Annotated in this window: 10 protein-coding genes; 6 read left to right on the forward strand and 4 right to left on the reverse strand. The window is 54.1% G+C overall.

Annotated features, from left to right (window positions below; translation table 11 throughout):
• Window positions 1-198: 198 nt before the first annotated feature.
• From BA177_RS04080 to nagB, 5 genes are all read left to right on the forward strand, one after another.
• Window positions 199-1,020 carry a carbohydrate kinase family protein gene (locus BA177_RS04080; RefSeq protein ID WP_068613198.1) on the forward strand — a complete coding sequence of 274 codons (822 nt, stop codon included), beginning with the start codon at window positions 199-201 and terminating at the stop codon, window positions 1,018-1,020.
• A complete protein-coding gene (locus BA177_RS04085) occupies window positions 1,017-2,285 on the forward strand; it encodes a family 4 glycosyl hydrolase (RefSeq protein ID WP_068613201.1) in 1,269 nt (422 codons plus the stop codon). Before BA177_RS04080 ends, BA177_RS04085 begins: the two co-directional genes overlap by 4 nt.
• A 99-nt stretch (window positions 2,286-2,384) precedes the next feature.
• Window positions 2,385-4,838, forward strand: coding sequence for a PIG-L family deacetylase (locus BA177_RS04090; protein ID WP_082989854.1), 2,454 nt, complete (start codon window positions 2,385-2,387; stop codon window positions 4,836-4,838).
• Between the two features lie 26 nt (window positions 4,839-4,864).
• Window positions 4,865-6,709, forward strand: coding sequence for a sodium:solute symporter family protein (locus BA177_RS04095; RefSeq protein ID WP_068613215.1), 1,845 nt, complete (start codon window positions 4,865-4,867; stop codon window positions 6,707-6,709).
• Between the two features lie 60 nt (window positions 6,710-6,769).
• Window positions 6,770-7,588: a glucosamine-6-phosphate deaminase gene (nagB, locus tag BA177_RS04100; protein ID WP_068613227.1), complete on the forward strand. Its 819-nt coding sequence runs from the start codon at window positions 6,770-6,772 to the stop codon at window positions 7,586-7,588.
• 253 nt (window positions 7,589-7,841) lie between these two features.
• On the opposite strand, the gene BA177_RS04105 is transcribed toward nagB, so the two are convergent.
• From BA177_RS04105 to BA177_RS04120, 4 genes are all read right to left on the reverse strand, one after another.
• Window positions 7,842-8,792, reverse strand: coding sequence for an aldo/keto reductase (locus tag BA177_RS04105; RefSeq protein ID WP_068613229.1), 951 nt, complete (start codon window positions 8,790-8,792; stop codon window positions 7,842-7,844).
• Between the two features lie 336 nt (window positions 8,793-9,128).
• Window positions 9,129-11,969: an EAL domain-containing protein gene (locus tag BA177_RS04110; RefSeq protein ID WP_068613231.1), complete on the reverse strand. Its 2,841-nt coding sequence runs from the start codon at window positions 11,967-11,969 to the stop codon at window positions 9,129-9,131.
• Between the two features lie 13 nt (window positions 11,970-11,982).
• A complete protein-coding gene (locus BA177_RS04115) occupies window positions 11,983-12,786 on the reverse strand; it encodes a response regulator (RefSeq protein ID WP_068613233.1) in 804 nt (267 codons plus the stop codon).
• Entirely contained in the window at window positions 12,786-14,255 is a 1,470-nt protein-coding gene (locus BA177_RS04120) for a PAS domain S-box protein (protein ID WP_197493324.1), read from the reverse strand. Before BA177_RS04120 ends, BA177_RS04115 begins: the two co-directional genes overlap by 1 nt.
• Before the next feature lie 651 nt (window positions 14,256-14,906).
• Between BA177_RS04120 and BA177_RS04125 the strand changes: the two genes are divergently transcribed.
• On the forward strand, window positions 14,907-16,457 hold the full coding sequence (locus BA177_RS04125) for an amidase (protein ID WP_082989855.1): 1,551 nt from the start codon (window positions 14,907-14,909) through the stop codon (window positions 16,455-16,457).
• Window positions 16,458-16,478: the final 21 nt, after the last annotated feature.

The following is a 16,478-nucleotide window of genomic DNA, read 5'->3' on the forward strand; positions in this document are numbered from 1 at the left end:
GGGCACAGCAAGCTCAGATAACATTGTAATGACGGAGTGCATGGGCAATATGTCCGTGCACTCCGATTTCAATGCTGTTAGTGCTTAAGCCGATTTGCAGCCTTTTGGCTAACCGCCTTTGTCCAGGGACCGCGTGTGTTTCAGTTTGGTGTAGTGGGACAAATCTGTTGCGATATCACGTTGTCCGGTCTCCCAGGCATGCCCCGACTGGGTGGCGAAATTTTTGCTGATGATGTCAGCGTATGCGCGGGCGGCATCTTCACCACAACAGCCTGGCTAAAAGGCCTGGGCGCGAATGTCACTCACATTGCGACCCTGGGCACTGACCCGATAACCGCATTAATCGAAAGTGACATTGCGCGACACAATGTTGATCTGTCACTCTGCACCCGCACAGACGGTGCAACCCCCGAGCTGACTGTTGCGCTGCCGGTTGACGGTGATAGGGCACTCGTGACCTACTCAAACGATCAGGGTGCGCCACTCATTAACAGTGCCGTCGTGGCCAATACCGAACACCTGCACGTCGGCGGCGTAAAACACCTGCTGAATTCAGACGCCTCGTTGTCGTCGCACTCCATCTCCCTGTCCATTGGCACTGAAGATCTGGCACTTGGACTTGACGGGTTCAAGCAGCTGCGCGGTATCGTCGACATTTTCTTTGTCAACTCGGATGAAGGTCGCGCCCTGGCTGGGGTCGATGACCTGCAACAAGTCCAGAGCGTATTGTCCACCGTCTTTCCATTCGTCGTGCTGACGGACGGCGACCGGGGCGCGTATGCCATCAAGGACGGAGCAACGTATCGACATCCGGCATTGACTACACAGCTCGTCGACGCAACAGGTGCAGGAGACAGTTTCGTTGCTGGCTTCCTGTTGGCCTATCGCCAAACCGCTTCCATTGAGGCGGCATTGAAGTTGGCGTCGGCCTGCGGCGCATTTGCCGTTACTACGGTAGGTGCAACCACAAAGATTCCCAATCGAGAAACGCTGGAAAAGCTGTTGGAGGCAAACGCGTGAAACTTACAATCGTTGGGGGCGGCAGTTCCTATGCTCCCGGGCTCGTCAAAGCCTTCATCAATTCCAAAACATTCGATGGCTGCAATATTGTTCTGCATGACATCAACGCCGAGACCCTGGAGGTCGTTACCGGCCTCGTGAGCAAGCTTGCGAGGCTTGCTGGTGGTGGCATAAATATCACTTCCTCAACGAATCTTGAAGCCGCAATCGACGGCGCAGATTACGTGTTGACCACCTGTCGGCCGGGTGGCTTTGAATGCCGGCATCAGGACGAGGCGATTCCGCTGACATTTGGTATCTACGGGCAGGAAACCTGCGGGCCCGGTGGCTTCTTTTTTGCGGCTCGATCGCTGCCTGTGATCAGGAACATCACCGAAATAATGGCCCGGAAAGCGCCAAATGCCATCCTCGTAAACTATACCAACCCGACCCAGATCGTAGCCGAAGCGCTTACTCGTTATTCCGATGTTCCCGCAATCAGTATTTGCGATCAAAGTATTGGCGATATCGAAAGTGTGCTTAACGCTTTGGGCCGAGCTGATGCCGATGTCAAGTTCACGTCCATTGGTTTGAATCATGCGACCTGGACTCAGGACTTCACCATTGATGGCGAAGACGGTGTTGCAGCCATGAACGCTGCGCACGATCAGGTGATCGCATCAGACGCGAACGACCGTCTAAAGGGCATGTTTACGCTAGCCAAACGATTCGGCTCCATGCCAAACAGCTATTTGCCGTATTACTACTACATGTCCGAGTTCGTGAGCCGCGCCAAAGGCAAACCAACGCGCGCCGAGGTCATCATGTCGGAGTTGGACAGCTATTTCGATCATTACAAAGAAGAGTCAGCCAAAGACCAGCCGACATTAACGCATGTTCGAGGTGGATCGGATTTTGGTGACATGGCCGTGGACGTAATTGGTGCCTTGGTAACCCGCGACGGCAGCGAACATATTCTGAATGTACCGAACCTCGGTTCCATTCCCAATCTGCCATATGACTCAGTCGTTGAGATGCCGTGTCGCATTACACCGATTGGCGTCGAACGCAGAAAGTTCGCCGAACTTGAAGACTGGAAGATGGCGTTGATCGGTCCTTTGTCGATTTACCAGAGACGGGCCGCGGAGGCGATCTGGAAGGGAGACAAATCCCTGGCGCTCAGCGCACTCGCGATGAACCCAATGGTTCACGATCTGGGCGTGGCAAGCAGAATGTTCGACGTGTTTTACGAAAAGCAGTCGCAGCATTACCCGGCTTTTTCCTGAATGCTGCGCAGAATCCGTTAGCGCCGAAAAAAGCGGGAACATATTTATTAGTTGGTGCCTGGAACAGGCACCAGAAACTCTTACGCAAGTGAGGTTGACATGAAAAGTCCGAAAACTGCGCTGATACTCATCATTAGCACATTGCTATGGGGGTGTAACCAAGAGGCCGCAGAGCCCGCGGCGGAAGTTGCCTACTCGGCGATGAGTTACATGCATTTCGGGGCGCACTCTGACGATCAAAGCGGGATGTTTTCGACAATGGCCCGCTTCTCGGTTGATGGGGATTCTACCGGCGGGATCATGGTCATCACTGACAGTGGTGGCGGCGGCAATTCACTGCCAGCGATGAGTCGCGATGAGTTTGTGGAAGTCCGAAAGCAGGAACTCATCGAAGCGATGCGCTACGTCGGCGTTGAAAGTACTGATCAGGATTACCAGGGTCTGTACGACTTCTACTACACACTGTTTGCGGAAGAAGCGGCGAGCATCTGGCGAGACAACGATCCGAACTATATCTGCAAGATCATCGATATGGTCAGGAAGCGCAAACCGGAAGTTCTGGTCGGTATGTGGCCGGCCCCCGGCACTCACGGCCAGCATCAATGGGCCGGAAGAATCGCGATAACGGCCTATAACAAGGCAGGTGATCCCAGCTATTGCGCGGGCGAATACCCGGCATACCAACCAAAAAAGTTGTACGTTAATGACACGTACAACATTCGCCGGGCTGTCAAGTTTTTCCCGGTCCTTGGCGAGAATCTGATCACCATATTCAACAGCGACGAAATGAAAAATGGTGGCCAGAAATACTCAGATCTGAACCAGAAAGCGCGGCGTACGTTTATTTCGCAGGGCTGGCAGGAAAGCACGGTACGTGAGGGCGACGAAGGATTCCTGTTGCTGGCCAGCCGTGTGCCGGTCAAGGACCCGGCTACCACCACAAACGACAAAGCCGAAGACAAGTACCTGTTTGCTTCCCGATACCCGGATGGTACGACCATGGAGGTCAGGCAAAGTGCTGCATCGGTTGCATTGGGCCGCGACCTGACGGTAACGGTCGAGCTCTACTTCCCCGAAAACGTCGCGAACGGGCTGTCAAACGCTCGACTGGACGTCAAAGCACCAGCGGGCTTCAACGTTGATAGCACCAGCAAGCGCTTGAGTGATGCGGATATTCGGTCAGGAGCGCCGTTCACCGTACAGTTTACTGCGACGCCGACAAGCGAAGATACGGTCGGCAATTTGCAACGATTGCTGTTTACGCTGGTTGCAGAGTACGCGGGCGAGGAGCTGCGCGGCGACAATTTCGCGATCGTCGGCGTGACAGCACCCGTAGAAGGTGAGTTTGTTTCCACCTACGAAATTGCCAACTTCCACAATTTCTCGGCAGAGAACAACATCGACTGGCTAAATCTCAGTGTACCGCCGCGCGTCGTGCTCTTGCTTGATCAGGCGAATACATTAAACGTGAAACTGGTCAATAACTCCGGCCAGTCCGCACAATCGACTGTGTCACTAGGCTTTGTTGACGAGAACGGTGCGGCGATCGATGGCATGTCTGATATCGTCGTTGCCGAGCCGATTGAAGTACCACCCGGTGGCCGGGATTACGCGTTCGAGCTCACTCCTTTGTCTTCGCGCGTACTGCCGGAAGGGAAGAGCTCTGCGAATATCAGCGGCGTATTAAAAGTAACCACGGCCGGTGGTTTGTCCACTCAGGTCGCTGATATCTACCTTGTACCCAGTGCTGACGTTAGCGGCACGGCCGTTGCTGAGGTGTCAGTCGATGCGGACTTGTCCGATATCAAAAAGAACGTTGAGCAGCCAACCTTTAGCTTCGGGCGCAAGGATCAATGGTCAGGTCGTTCACGCGGCACAGGCGAAGATTCCGATATCGGTGTTCGCGGCTACATGACTTACGACGACACGGCTTTGTATTTGGCGCTCGAGATCACCGACGATTACGTCAGCTGCGGCCGGACTACGGACGAAATTAACGCTCACTGGTTAACAGACTCCATTGAGATTGGTGTAGACCGCCGACAGTTCAACGATGCCGGCGATGAGGCCTCAAGAATTCCGCCGCAGAAAACCGGCGATGCCGCGTTGTTCACGGCGCGCACGTTCAAAGTTGGCATTTTCCCCTGTACCCGCGACGCTGATGGCAATGCCGTGTGGGGCGCGCGAGCTGCGCGTGATGCGGACGCCAATCAGGGGCTTGTCAATGTAACCGGCAGTGCGGCGGAATTGGCGGAGAACACGGCGCCAGGCTTTGAGGTGAGTGTTGGCGACATCGACGCGAGTGGCAAACAGCAAGGCAAGTACAACATGGAAGTCAAAATTCCGTGGGCTGTTGTTCCGAGCCGGGGTGCCGACGGTTCTGCCATGCCGAACCCAACGGCCGGTGATCGCGTCAGCGTCAACGTGCTGGTCTACGAATACGACGAGTCGGATATCAGCGGTACGACCGGAGGTCGTCGCCTGGGTTGGTCTTCTGTTCGTGGCGACCAACAGGCCGTGCCGTATATCTGGCCCGAGATTCACCTGAAATAAACTGGCGTACTGTTAGGGAGCAATGAATGAACTTGCACTATATTGACTGGATCGTTATTGCAGCTTACTGCTGCGTAACCGTAGGCATCGGTCTTTGGTTCAGTAAACGATCAAGCTCGAATATAGAAGAGTACTTCGTTGCCGGCAGAGCATTGCCGTGGTGGCTCGCCGGTACCTCACTGGCTGCCACCTATTTTGCAACCGACGCACCATTGCTTGCGGCGTCATTGGTCCGTCAGCACGGCATATTTGCGAACTGGTTGTGGTGGTATGAGGCCACTGGCGTCATGGTTATCGTGTTTTTTTACGCGAAGTTGTGGCGGCGCGCCAATATCGTCACGGACGCAGAGTTTATTGAGTTGCGTTACACGGGCAAGGTGGCAACCGCGTTGCGGACATTTACTGCGCTCTACCACGGTGTCATTAAGAACCTGGTCATCATGGGTTTCGTGTTACTGGCCATGATGAAGTTTTCGCAGGTCATGTTCGGCTTCGATCCGCTGTACACATTGGTGGTCTGTGTCTGCGTGGCGTTGGCTTATACGGTCACTGCCGGTTTATGGGGTGTTGTCGTTACCGATTTGTTCCAGTTCATCACCGGAACCATCGGTACCATAATTTTCGCAGGTCTGGTTTTGTACGAACTCGGCGGACCAGCGGAAATGGCCGCGCAGATTTCCAGTATTGAAGGTGTTAATCCGGGCACCCTGGATCTGGTTCCCGACTCCGACAACATCAGCTCTCTGCAGTTTGTCTCTTACCTGGTCTTGATATTTATCCTCTGGGCACGCAGTGCACAGGGCGACGGCTATCTAGCGCAGCGGCTGTTTGCCACCAAGAACGAGAAGCAATCGGTTCTGGCCGCGCTTTGGTTCAACTTTGCCGCTAACGTAATGATCACCTGGCCATGGATCGTCGTCGGCCTGGGGTCGTTGATCATGTTCCCGATAGCCACTTCTTCACCGGAATTGCTGGCCGACCCGGAACTCGCGTACCCCATGATGATCGAGCAGGTGGTTCCCGTTGGTTTGAAGGGCATCATCATTGCATCGTTCCTTGCCGCCTTCATGAGCACGATGGATACCCACTTGTGTTGGGGAGGCTCGTACATGGTTAACGATATCTATAAGCGCTTCTATAAGAAGAACGCTTCCGATAGCCACTACGTACTGGTTTCAAGAGTATCCGTTCTGATTCTGGCTGGGTTGGCGGCCATTACGGCGTGGCAAATGGAATCGATCGAGAGTGGCTGGATCTACATTCTCGAAATTACCGCTGGCCTTGCGATTGTCAATCTGCTGCGCTGGTACTGGTGGCGGGTCAATGCCTGGGCTGAGATCAGTGCAATGGCGGGAACGCTGGTGCTGGCCAATGGCATGATTCTCATCAATCTGTTGTTCAATGTCGGGCTTGTGTCGGACGGAGTGCATGCCCAACTCGACCAGTTCTACAGTTCCGACTACGACATGCTTAGAGCAACTTTCATTCTGGCCAGTTGCACAGTGCTCTGGTTGATCGTCGCATTGTTGACGAAGCCCGTGAATGCAGATCATCTGGAAGCCTTTTACCGCAGGGTCAAACCTGGCGGCTGGTGGGGTGAAATTGCTGCACGTTGCCCGGATGTAGTAATCGAAAATAACACTGCCCGCAATTGGCTGGGCTGGTTCCTGGGCGTGATCTTTATTTACTCAAGCCTGCTGGGTATCGGTTACACCCTGACAGGGAAATCTGTTTTCGGCTTTATGCTGATCGGTATTTCTATCGTTGGCGCTGCGTTGACCGTTCGGATTGCGACACAAAGCGTGGCGAACGAGTTTGCGGAACTATCGTTGGCGGGTGGCACGGCAGAATCCTCGAAGACTATAGATTAATGCCGGACCTCCGCATCTGAGCAAGGCAAGTGCGATAGGGTTCGAACGGATTGGTATGGAATGGAAGTTGTAGTTTTAGACAGTGCTGATGCCGTTGCCGAGTACGGCGCGCAGCGAATTATCGGGCTTGTGAAGCAAAACTCCGCCGCGGTTTTGGGTCTGGCAACTGGCAGGACTCCTGTTGCTCTGTACAAATGCCTGATTCGTGCGTATCAGCAGGGCGATATCAGCTTTCAGGACGTAATCACCTTCAACCTCGATGAGTATGTGGGTATCGGTGATGACGAGCCATTGAGCTTTAGCGCATTCATGCGCCGCGAATTATTCAATGCGATTGATATCAACGTTGAGAATACGCACATTCCGAAATGTCCCGAAGGGGAAAACCCTTTTCAGGTGGGCGAGGAATACGAGCGTTCGATTGAGCTCGCGGGCGGCATCGACCTGCAGCTACTTGGTATTGGCACGAACGGGCATATTGGTTTTAACGAACCGACATCAAGTCTGGCGTCCAGAACGCGGGTCAAGACGCTCGCCGGATCTACCATCCATGACAATAGCCTGAATACCAACAAAGCCGGCGTTAGCGCGGAGCTCGCTGTAACGATGGGCATCGGTACTATTCTGGATACCCGGCGGGTGCTGCTTCTTGCGACCGGCGATGGGAAGGCACGCGCAATCAGCGCAGCGGTAGAAGGACCGGTTTCGTCCATGTGCCCAGCGTCGGCTTTGCAACTGCACCCGAAAGTGACGGTTGTCGTTGATCAGGCAGCCGCGTCCCAATTGCAACTCGTAGACTACTACCAGCACGTCCATCAGCAGCAGGCGGCGGTCCAGACCCGGTTTGGACAACGTGCTGTGGACCAACCACTGTACTAGCTCGAATCGGCACTATACGTTGCCGTAAGTTTCGACTGCCGCCTCAATCCAGTAGGCCCATGAGCGGTGCCCCGGGCCAGCCCTTCGGCTCGGGTCGATGGTCCAGTGCAGATTGCTGATTTAGGAATCAAATCTCCGGACGTTCGCCGGCGGATAATTCAGACAGCTAAAAAAATGGCCCCGGTCGGGGCCATTTTTATGCGTTCAAGATCGCTGGCTGAGTAATACCCCCCAGTACATGTTTCGGAATGTCTCAGGCTGAAGGCAGCGCGTCGACAAACTCAGCCATGCGTTTCTGCAGTGCCTTGTCGGGCAATTCACCAACACCGGCGCCCAGGTTGTCGAGCATGTGGTGTGGTTTGCTGGTAGCGGGTGTGACAGTCGTAACGTCCGGGTGCGCAGCGGCAAACTTAATGAAGAACTGTGCCCAAGACTCAATGCTGATCTCTTTGGCCCACTCTGGCACTGGCCGGTCGCCGACGCGATTCCACAGTCGTGTGCGCCCGAACGGCAGGTACACGAGCACGCCTACGCCGCGGTCTTTCGCAACGGGGAAAATGTCTCTTGCCGCATCGCGGTTGTCGACGGCGTAGTCCACGCCAACAAAGTCGACGGGTTCATCCTTCAACACCTTTACAAGGTCCGCATAGCGACTGGAGCCGGTGAAAGTTACGCCTATGTAACGAACCCGGCCTTCCTGCTTGAGTTCTTTCAGTATGCCCATTTGCGTGGGCACATCCCCCAGGTTGTGCACCTGGATGAGGTCGATCGGGTCTTTGCCGATAAATCTGAACGAGTCCTCAAGCTGCGCGTGCGCTTTGGCGGGGTCGGCGGCAGCACCGCCGCGTCCTGCAACATTGAGTTTCGTTGCCCAGAAGATGTCTTTGGTCGCACCCAATTGCTGGACAATCTCGCCAGCCACTTCTTCCGACTCGCCGTAACCGGGCGCGGTGTCGAATACGCGGCCACCGTTGTCGAGCATGGTCTTGATGACGTCGCTCAGCTGATTGGTGTTTCCATCCTCGGCCAAGCGCCGGAATGTGGCTGATGAGCCGAGTCCAACGATGGGTAGTTTCTCACCGGTCTTCGGTATCGCCCGCTGGATCAGTTGCTGGCCTTCCAGTGCATGCAGAAAGCCGACAGGCAGTGTCGATGCCGCACCGGCAATCAATGAACACTTGAGATAGTCGCGTCGTGAAATCATTGGTCGGTCCTCATTGGTTGGCGTTTGTGCCGTCAATTTTCAGCATAACGGGGGATCGAGGGTCAAATTCAAATGTATGAATACGAAAACAGCAACGTCTGATCTTAATTAAATGTCCACCGCAACACCTATTAGAAGTGTTAAGAATTGCAGAAAGTCGGAATTTCGGCAAAAGTGTATAGGAGGATGGCAATGGTCTAGCCACCTTACAACTTCTACTATGACCACTAGGGCAGTCTAGATGATAATAGAAATATTGCCCCGGCGCCTATTCCGTCACTTTTCAACTTGTTGCAAGTTGGGAACCTTGTTGTTGGGATAATTTCTCTAAGTGCCCTATATCAGCATTGCATCAATTTGGTCTTTCGGAACGGGTTTACTAAAGAAGTAGCCTTGCACTTCGTCGCACTTGAGCTGCCGTAGTGCATCCAGCTGTTCCTGAGTTTCAACGCCCTCCGCAACAACTCGCAGTCCCAGAGAATGGGCAAGAACAATTGTCGTGGAGGTTATTAGCATGTCCTCAGGATTTCCTACCATGCCTTGCACGAAAGAACGGTCAATTTTTACTTTATCTATTGGTAGACGAGCAATGTGGCTCAACGAACTGTAGCCGGTGCCAAAATCATCTATTGCCACCGTGACCCCGAGGCCACGAAGAGTGTTCAATATACGAACGGTCTGCTTTAGATCATGCATCATCAAGCTTTCGGTGACTTCGATTTCAATTGCCTCCGGAAAATCACCAGCATCCTGGATACTCTCAATTAACGAGTCCAAGAAGCCGCGTCGCTGGAGCTCAACGGCCGACACGTTGATCGCAATGCGCGGCACGCAATTAGATTGGGCCGCCCAGTCCTTGTAGTCTTCCAATGCACGGCATAGAACCCAGCGGCCAACCTCGACAATTAATCCGGTCTCTTCCAACAACGGAATGAACCGGCCAGGCGGCACTAGGCCAGTCAATGGATCTTGCCAGCGAATTAGGGCTTCAACACCACATATACTGTCGCTGGCCAAGTCGTATTTCGGCTGGTAGTAAACTACAAACTCCCGATTGTCGACGGCGTTCCTCAGGCGGGTTTCGAGCGAGAGTGCTTCAATCGCGCTGGCATTTAACTCTGCTGAGTAAAATTCGTAGCGGTTGCCAGACTTCTTTGCATTCTTCAATGCCGCTTCGGCGTTGAGGAATAATTGATGCGCATTGCCCCCGTCATTGGGAAACATTGCGATGCCAGTTCTTGCCGCAACGCGCAATTCGACGCCACCGAGGTAATACGGGTCCCAGAAACACGACAGCAACCGGTTCTCAATCGCGTGCACCACATCAGGCGGGCTTCGGATATCGCGCAATAGTATTCCAAAAGTGTTGCTGCCAACACGGCCTAACGCGTCCTTTCCGCCGCAAGTCAACTCGAGTCTCGCTGCGACCAGCCTCAATAGTTCGTCTCCCTCACCGCTGCCAAGGCTTTCATTGACCACGCGGAATCGCTCAAGGTCGAGAAGAATCAAGGCCGCTATAGTTGGCTCGAGGTTTCCGGTGTGTACAAAATGGTCGATTCGATCCAGAAAAAGACTGCGATTTGGGAGTTCCGTTAAACGGTCGTAGAACGCAAGGTACGTGAGCTGTTCGTGCTGTTGGATATGCCTCATCGCAAACGAAATATCACCTGCAAGCTCGCGTAGGAGTTTCAACTCATCGGTCGTGAAAAAATCAGGCTCTTGAGTGAGGAGAGAGAGACAGCCTACGCTCTGGTTCTCGACAACCAATGGCAAGACAATTCGAGACCTGTAGCCGAGTTGTATGGCTCGAGTGAGTCGTTCATAAAAGTCAGAAGTATCCTGCGACAATGAATTGTCCCACACCGGTTTTCGTTCGCTGATGGCCCGCTCAAGCAACTCGTCGACATCTCGTTCTGGCGGCGAGAAATTCCTGCGGCCGTCAGTTGGACGGCAGTGACTGCCCCCGCTGGCGACCGTAGTGAATTCCTGAGTCTGCAGGTCAATCATGTCGATCCAGGCGATGCCAAACCCGCCAAGCTCCGAGGCAATTCGGCAAGACTGGTCGAAGAGTTGTTGCCGGTCCTGCTCACGAACGATCAGTGTATTGATCCCGCTCAGGACCGCGTGTACCCGGTTCAATCGCTCAACCTTTTGTTGAGTCTGCCGTCGTTGCTCAATCTCGGCCGCCAGTTTTGCAGCTTGATGCTCGAGATCCTCGTATAAGCTGCCATTCTCATAGATGCGTCCGACCTGTGCCGCCAGAATGCCAAGCAGTCTTTCGTCTTCGTCGTTGAATGCGTTGGCACCCACTTTGTTCGTCAGGCACACCCATCCATAAACGTGCTTGAGCGACATGATCGGTGCGACCAGTAGAGACTCGACTGTAGGAATGCCATGCGGCAATCCGTTGTTCTTTGACTCATACTTCTCTGGCTTCAACCGTTTGGTCACGCGGTCGCGATAAGCTTCTCCAGCAATTCCGCCGGCCAGCATCTGGCAATCAAATTCGATGTCTGCGTTGGCATCTAAGCCGCTAGTCCGAGAGTAGACCACTTCGGGAACATCACGTTTTCCTACTGCCAGAATTGCATATCGTGCTCCAAACAATTCGCGCGCAGCCTCGCAAAGTTCATCCAACAGTTTTCTGGAGTCTCGCTCGGATGCGAGTTTCAGGCCAATATCAACTAGAGCGCTCAACTTCTGGTTTGCCACACCTAGTTCATCAGCAGTCCGCGATAACTTATTTGTAATCACTTCTACGTGCACCCGATCAAAGTCGACCGATTCTAGCGTCGGCGCGGCTTCATCCGTGCTTTGCAGCAATTGATCGACGATCCCCAGTATTAATTCCGGCTCGCAGGGCTTGGTCAGTATATGAGCGACCCCGCAACTTGCCGCAAGTTGGGTTGCTTCCTCTTTGCGATAGTGAGCTGTGTAGAAAATCACGGTGGACGAAGCGATCTCTGGGTCAGCGCGAAGCCGGCGGACGAACTCATAGCCGTCCATGGTTGGCATCAGGATGTCGGCAATTATTAGATCTGGCCTCATCTCACGCACCACTTCCAACGCCTCCGCACCATCACCAGCCTCAAAAAGCTGATGTTTCGCGTAGCCCAATAGTGTGACGAGAAACTGCCGATTCACCGCGAGGTCATCGACTACCAGAATTCGCGCCATTGATCAGCCCTCGCTAGTCCTTGAAACAGGCGGCCACTTCGGCAAGCAGCACTTCCGGATCTATCGGTCGCGACAGGTATCCTGCCGCGCCGAGTGCTAGACCGCGGGATCTGTTCGCCTCACTCGTAGCTGTAGAAGTTAGAAAGAGAAACGGAATCGTCCGTAGCTTGTCGTCAGCCTTGATGGCCGCTATGAAATCGTACCCGCTCGTTGCCGGCATTGTTACATCGGATATGATCAGGTCCGGATTTGTTTGACGCGCAAGGCTGAAGGCCTCGAATGCAGTCCGTGTGGAAATGACCTCGTAGCCTGCGTTGCTGAAAAGGTACTGCGTCAGGTTTAGGTTTTCCTGCGTGTCATCTACGATAAGTATCGTGCGACCCTTGTGTTCGCGATGCGGAATCCGTTCTTCTACGGACAACTGTTCTGCCCTCGGGGCGGTACGCATTTCCAACGGCAATAGCTGTTCGATCTGCGACACAAATTTTTCAGGCTCGATTGGTTTGGAAACATAGTCATCAAATCCAGCGGTCAGGGCTTTGTCGCGATCGCCGACCATCGCAAACGCCGTAACGGCGACAATCGGAATTGATCGCAATCCGTTGTCCGCCTTCAGCGCCTGTACCATTTCATAGCCGTTCATTGCCGGCATTTGTATGTCGCAGACGACAAGGTCAGGACGGCTGTCTCGCGCGATCTCCAGGCCCTGCGCGCCGTTGGTTGCCACTAACGTCTTGTGACCGGACGCCGTCAACAGGTAGACCATCAGCTCCAGGTTCGCTGGGTTGTCCTCAACAATCAGGATCCGGGCCGGCATTAAGATTTCACCGGCATGACGAGTGTAAAGGTACTGCCTTTGCCTAATTCGCTGCTAAAAGTAATGTTCCCACCCATAAGCCGCGCGAGATTCTGGCTCAGGTGCAGACCGAGGCCCGAGCCTTCACGAGAGCTCGCACGAAGAATATCGAGCTGGGCGAACGGCTCGAATAACTTGGACTGGTCTTCTTCACGCATTCCGACACCAGTGTCCTCAACACAAATTTCGACAAACTTTCCTAGTTCGTTTCGAACGGGTTGCAAGACGACGTTCACCGAGCCCTCATCGGTGAATTTCAGCGCGTTGACGATCAGGTTGAGCACAATCTGCTGCAATGCCCGGCGGTCAGCATGTATTGGCGTATCCTCGTTCGGTAAATCTGTTCGTAGCTGCAGACCTTTGCGAGCGGCCTCAGGGCGCAGAGCGTTGACGACATCCGCAATGACTGTTTGGCAGACAAGTGATTCCGGCGACAATTCGACCTTGCCAGCGCCGATTTTGGCCACGTCGAGTAAGTCGTTTATGAGCGCCAGCAAGTGACGCGCGCTTGATTGAACTGTCTTTAGTTGTTTTTCCTGATCGGTCGTCAATGGCCCGGGTAACCTCATCAATAGTGTACCGGTGAAGCCAATGACTGCATTTAGCGGCGTCCGCAATTCGTGGCTCATCGCAGCCAGAAAGCTATCTTTCGCTTTATTTGCCCGGGCCAGCTCCAAGTTCTTCTCGTGTAGTGCGTCTTCGACTTGTTTACGGTCGGAAATGTCGCGAATAGCGCTTGAGACTAGCACGCCTTCTTCTGTCTCCAGCGGACTCAGACTGATTTCTACAGGAAACTCGGTCCCGTCTTTGCGCCGGCCGTAAAGCTCTAGTCCGGCTCCCATCGGTCGAACGTTTGGTTCATCGAAAAAGCGCAAGCGGTGATCGGGGTGTTGTGTCCGGTATCGGGCCGGCAATAGTAGCTCAACTCTTCCTCCGAGCAACTCAGATCGAGTGTACCCAAACAGTTTTTCTGTTTGCGAATTTACCAGGACGATATTGCCTTCCCGGTCGACTATCACGATCGCATCGGGCGCCGCTTCAAGCAGGTCTTTGAATTTTCGATCAGCTTTCCTGCGCTCTGATATGTCCCGGATGGCGCTCATTACCAGCGTGCCGTCGTCAGTATTGATTGGACTCAAGCTTATCTCGACCGGAAACTCTGACGCGTTCTTGCGCAATCCGTAAAGCTCTAGTCCCGCGCCCATCGCGCGAGTGCGCGATTGGGAAAAATAACCGTGCACATGGTCTGCATGCGAGTGTCGGAATCGTTCCGGCAAAAGCTGTTCGATGAACTTGCCGATCAAGTCGCCGGTGTCATAGCCGAACATTTTTTGCGCTTGACGGTTTGCGAAGACAATTCGCCCGGCCGAATCGACCATGACAATTCCATCTGGCATCGATTCGAGAAGTTCGTGCAAACCGGATTCCATCAGACCGCCCATTTTGGGTCTCTCTGCGACTGCTAGCACCAGAGCCACTGTAATATATTACCGAAGAACAATAAACAGATGTGAGAGTTGCTGACCACGAGAGACGGGTGTCTCGAGTGCCGCGCTAATAGTGGACTCTTACGGTCAATCTGTCCTGAGAACATCCAAGAACCCCTCCACAACACCGCAGCTTCGGAGCCCGAAATGAAGTGCGTACGATCCGTCAAACAACAGGACAAAAAAAACGGCGGTCGCACCCGACTGGCGACCTGCTTGCCGTTCTGACCGTAACATTCAATGCTAAATGAGAAATTTACTCTGGCACTCTACGAACTAGAGGTATCAAAGCCGACGATGTATGTCGACATTGAGAGTTTGAAGTCGCATACATACAGTTGAAAGGACGCTTAGCAGTCATTGCTTGAAAAAGTCGCGACAACAATTGCGTCGGCCCGGCAATAATGTAGATGCCTGCATAGGTTGACTACCTCAGGACCGTGTTTTGCGGGCTTGGAACGAACACACGTAGTGGCCAAATCCAGTTCGACTAATGATTCACTCTTGTGACGACGGTTGGTGCCGACGGGGCCTTACGCTAAGATCAGCGACGTTGCTGAGCCACGCATCAATTCCAATCACCGGGGAGATACCATGAGTTTTCGCCTGCCGACACTGCTGCTTGCAATCGTCCTCTCTGCTTGTACGACGAGCGGGGAACTGGTCGACTACCGTGAAACGGATATTGCTACGCTGCAAGCACGGATGGAAAGCGGTGAGCTGAGCGCTGTGTCGCTGACCCAGTTCTATCTCGATCGCATTGAAGCAATCGATCGCAACGGTCCTGCGTTGAACTCAATCATCGAGATCAACCCGGATGCACTGGCAATCGCCCGCAGCCTGGACGTAGAGCGCGAACAAATCGGTTCGCGCGGCCCGATGCACGGCATTCCCGTTGTACTGAAAGCCAATATTGATACCGCCGATCGCATGGAAACGACGGCAGGCTCGCTGGCGCTCAAGGGTCATCGGCCGCCGCAGGATGCGTTCATCGTGCAACAACTTCGCGCTGCCGGTGCAGTGATTCTCGGCAAAGCCAACCTTAGCGAGTGGGCCAATTTTCGCTCCACGCATTCATCGAGTGGCTGGAGCAGCATCGGCGGCCAAACGAACAATGCTTACGATCCGGCGCGAAACCCTTGCGGTTCATCAAGTGGTTCAGCCGTTGCCGTTGCTGCAAGTCTGACCAGCGTCGCCATTGGAACCGAAACCAATGGTTCCATTGTCTGCCCCGCGAGCGTGAATGGGCTGGTCGGAATCAAGCCGACACTGGGACTCGTCAGTCGCAGCGGCATCATCCCGATTGCACACAGTCAGGACACGGCCGGGCCGATGGCGCGCACCGTTAAGGATGCAGCCATTCTGCTAACGGCAATAACAGGTCGCGATGCCGCCGATCCTTTAGCGAATCATTTTCCAGCGGCGGTTCCCGATTTCGCACTGAATCTGTCGACGGATGCTTTGCGCGGTGCTCGCATTGGTGTTTGGCGCGGCTACAGCGGTGTGGACAACGACCCGCGGGTTGAGGTGATACTCGCGAACACCATCGCGACACTCAAATCGCTCGGCGCAGAAATTGTCGATCCTCTAGAGATCGACACGGACGGCATGGGGGAAGCCGCACGGCAAGTGCTGTATTACGAATTCAAAGAGGATCTCAAGCAGTATCTGATTGCGAGCAATGCGCCGTTGCGGAGTCTCTCGGAAGTCATCGCGTTCAACGAAGCCAACCGGGATTTGGCGATGCCGCTGTTTGGCCAGGAGCGCATGCTGGAGGCGGAAACCAAGGGCCCGCTCACTGATCCGGAATACCTGCAGGCATTGGCGGACAGCAAACGCATCTCACAGAACGCGATCAATGACGCGCTCAGGACCCACCGGCTCGACGCGTTGATCGCACCATCCCGCAGCCCGGCGTGGATGACGGACCATGTCAACGGTGATCAGTCGTCCGGCGTATCGAGTTCGTCACTCGCGGCCATTTCCGGCTACGCTAGCGTAACGTTGCCCGCCGGCGACATATTCGGCATGCCAGTCGGCGTGTCGTTTATCGGTGGTGAATTCAGTGACGCAGCGCTGATCCGCTATGCCTATGCTCTTGAACAGGCGGGGTACCAGCGTCAGCCACCAGAGATCAGTCAGTAGCCGGGATAAAGAACACGCACG

This window comes from Woeseia oceani, from assembly GCF_001677435.1.
Lineage (GTDB): Bacteria > Pseudomonadota > Gammaproteobacteria > Steroidobacterales > Woeseiaceae > Woeseia > Woeseia oceani.

Excerpts from the sequence above, each read along its gene's own strand:
- BA177_RS04080 (WP_068613198.1), top strand. The coding sequence starts at position 199 with ATGCCCCGACTGGGTGGCGAAATTTTTGCTGATGATGTCAGCGTATGC.
- BA177_RS04090 (WP_082989854.1), top strand. The coding sequence starts at position 2,385 with ATGAAAAGTCCGAAAACTGCGCTGATACTCATCATTAGCACATTGCTA.
- BA177_RS04095 (WP_068613215.1), top strand. The coding sequence starts at position 4,865 with ATGAACTTGCACTATATTGACTGGATCGTTATTGCAGCTTACTGCTGC.
- nagB (WP_068613227.1), top strand. The coding sequence starts at position 6,770 with ATGGAAGTTGTAGTTTTAGACAGTGCTGATGCCGTTGCCGAGTACGGC.
- BA177_RS04105 (WP_068613229.1), bottom strand. The coding sequence starts at position 8,792 with ATGATTTCACGACGCGACTATCTCAAGTGTTCATTGATTGCCGGTGCG.
- BA177_RS04110 (WP_068613231.1), bottom strand. The coding sequence starts at position 11,969 with ATGGCGCGAATTCTGGTAGTCGATGACCTCGCGGTGAATCGGCAGTTT.
- BA177_RS04115 (WP_068613233.1), bottom strand. The coding sequence starts at position 12,786 with ATGCCGGCCCGGATCCTGATTGTTGAGGACAACCCAGCGAACCTGGAG.
- BA177_RS04120 (WP_197493324.1), bottom strand. The coding sequence starts at position 14,255 with ATGGAATCCGGTTTGCACGAACTTCTCGAATCGATGCCAGATGGAATT.
- BA177_RS04125 (WP_082989855.1), top strand. The coding sequence starts at position 14,907 with ATGAGTTTTCGCCTGCCGACACTGCTGCTTGCAATCGTCCTCTCTGCT.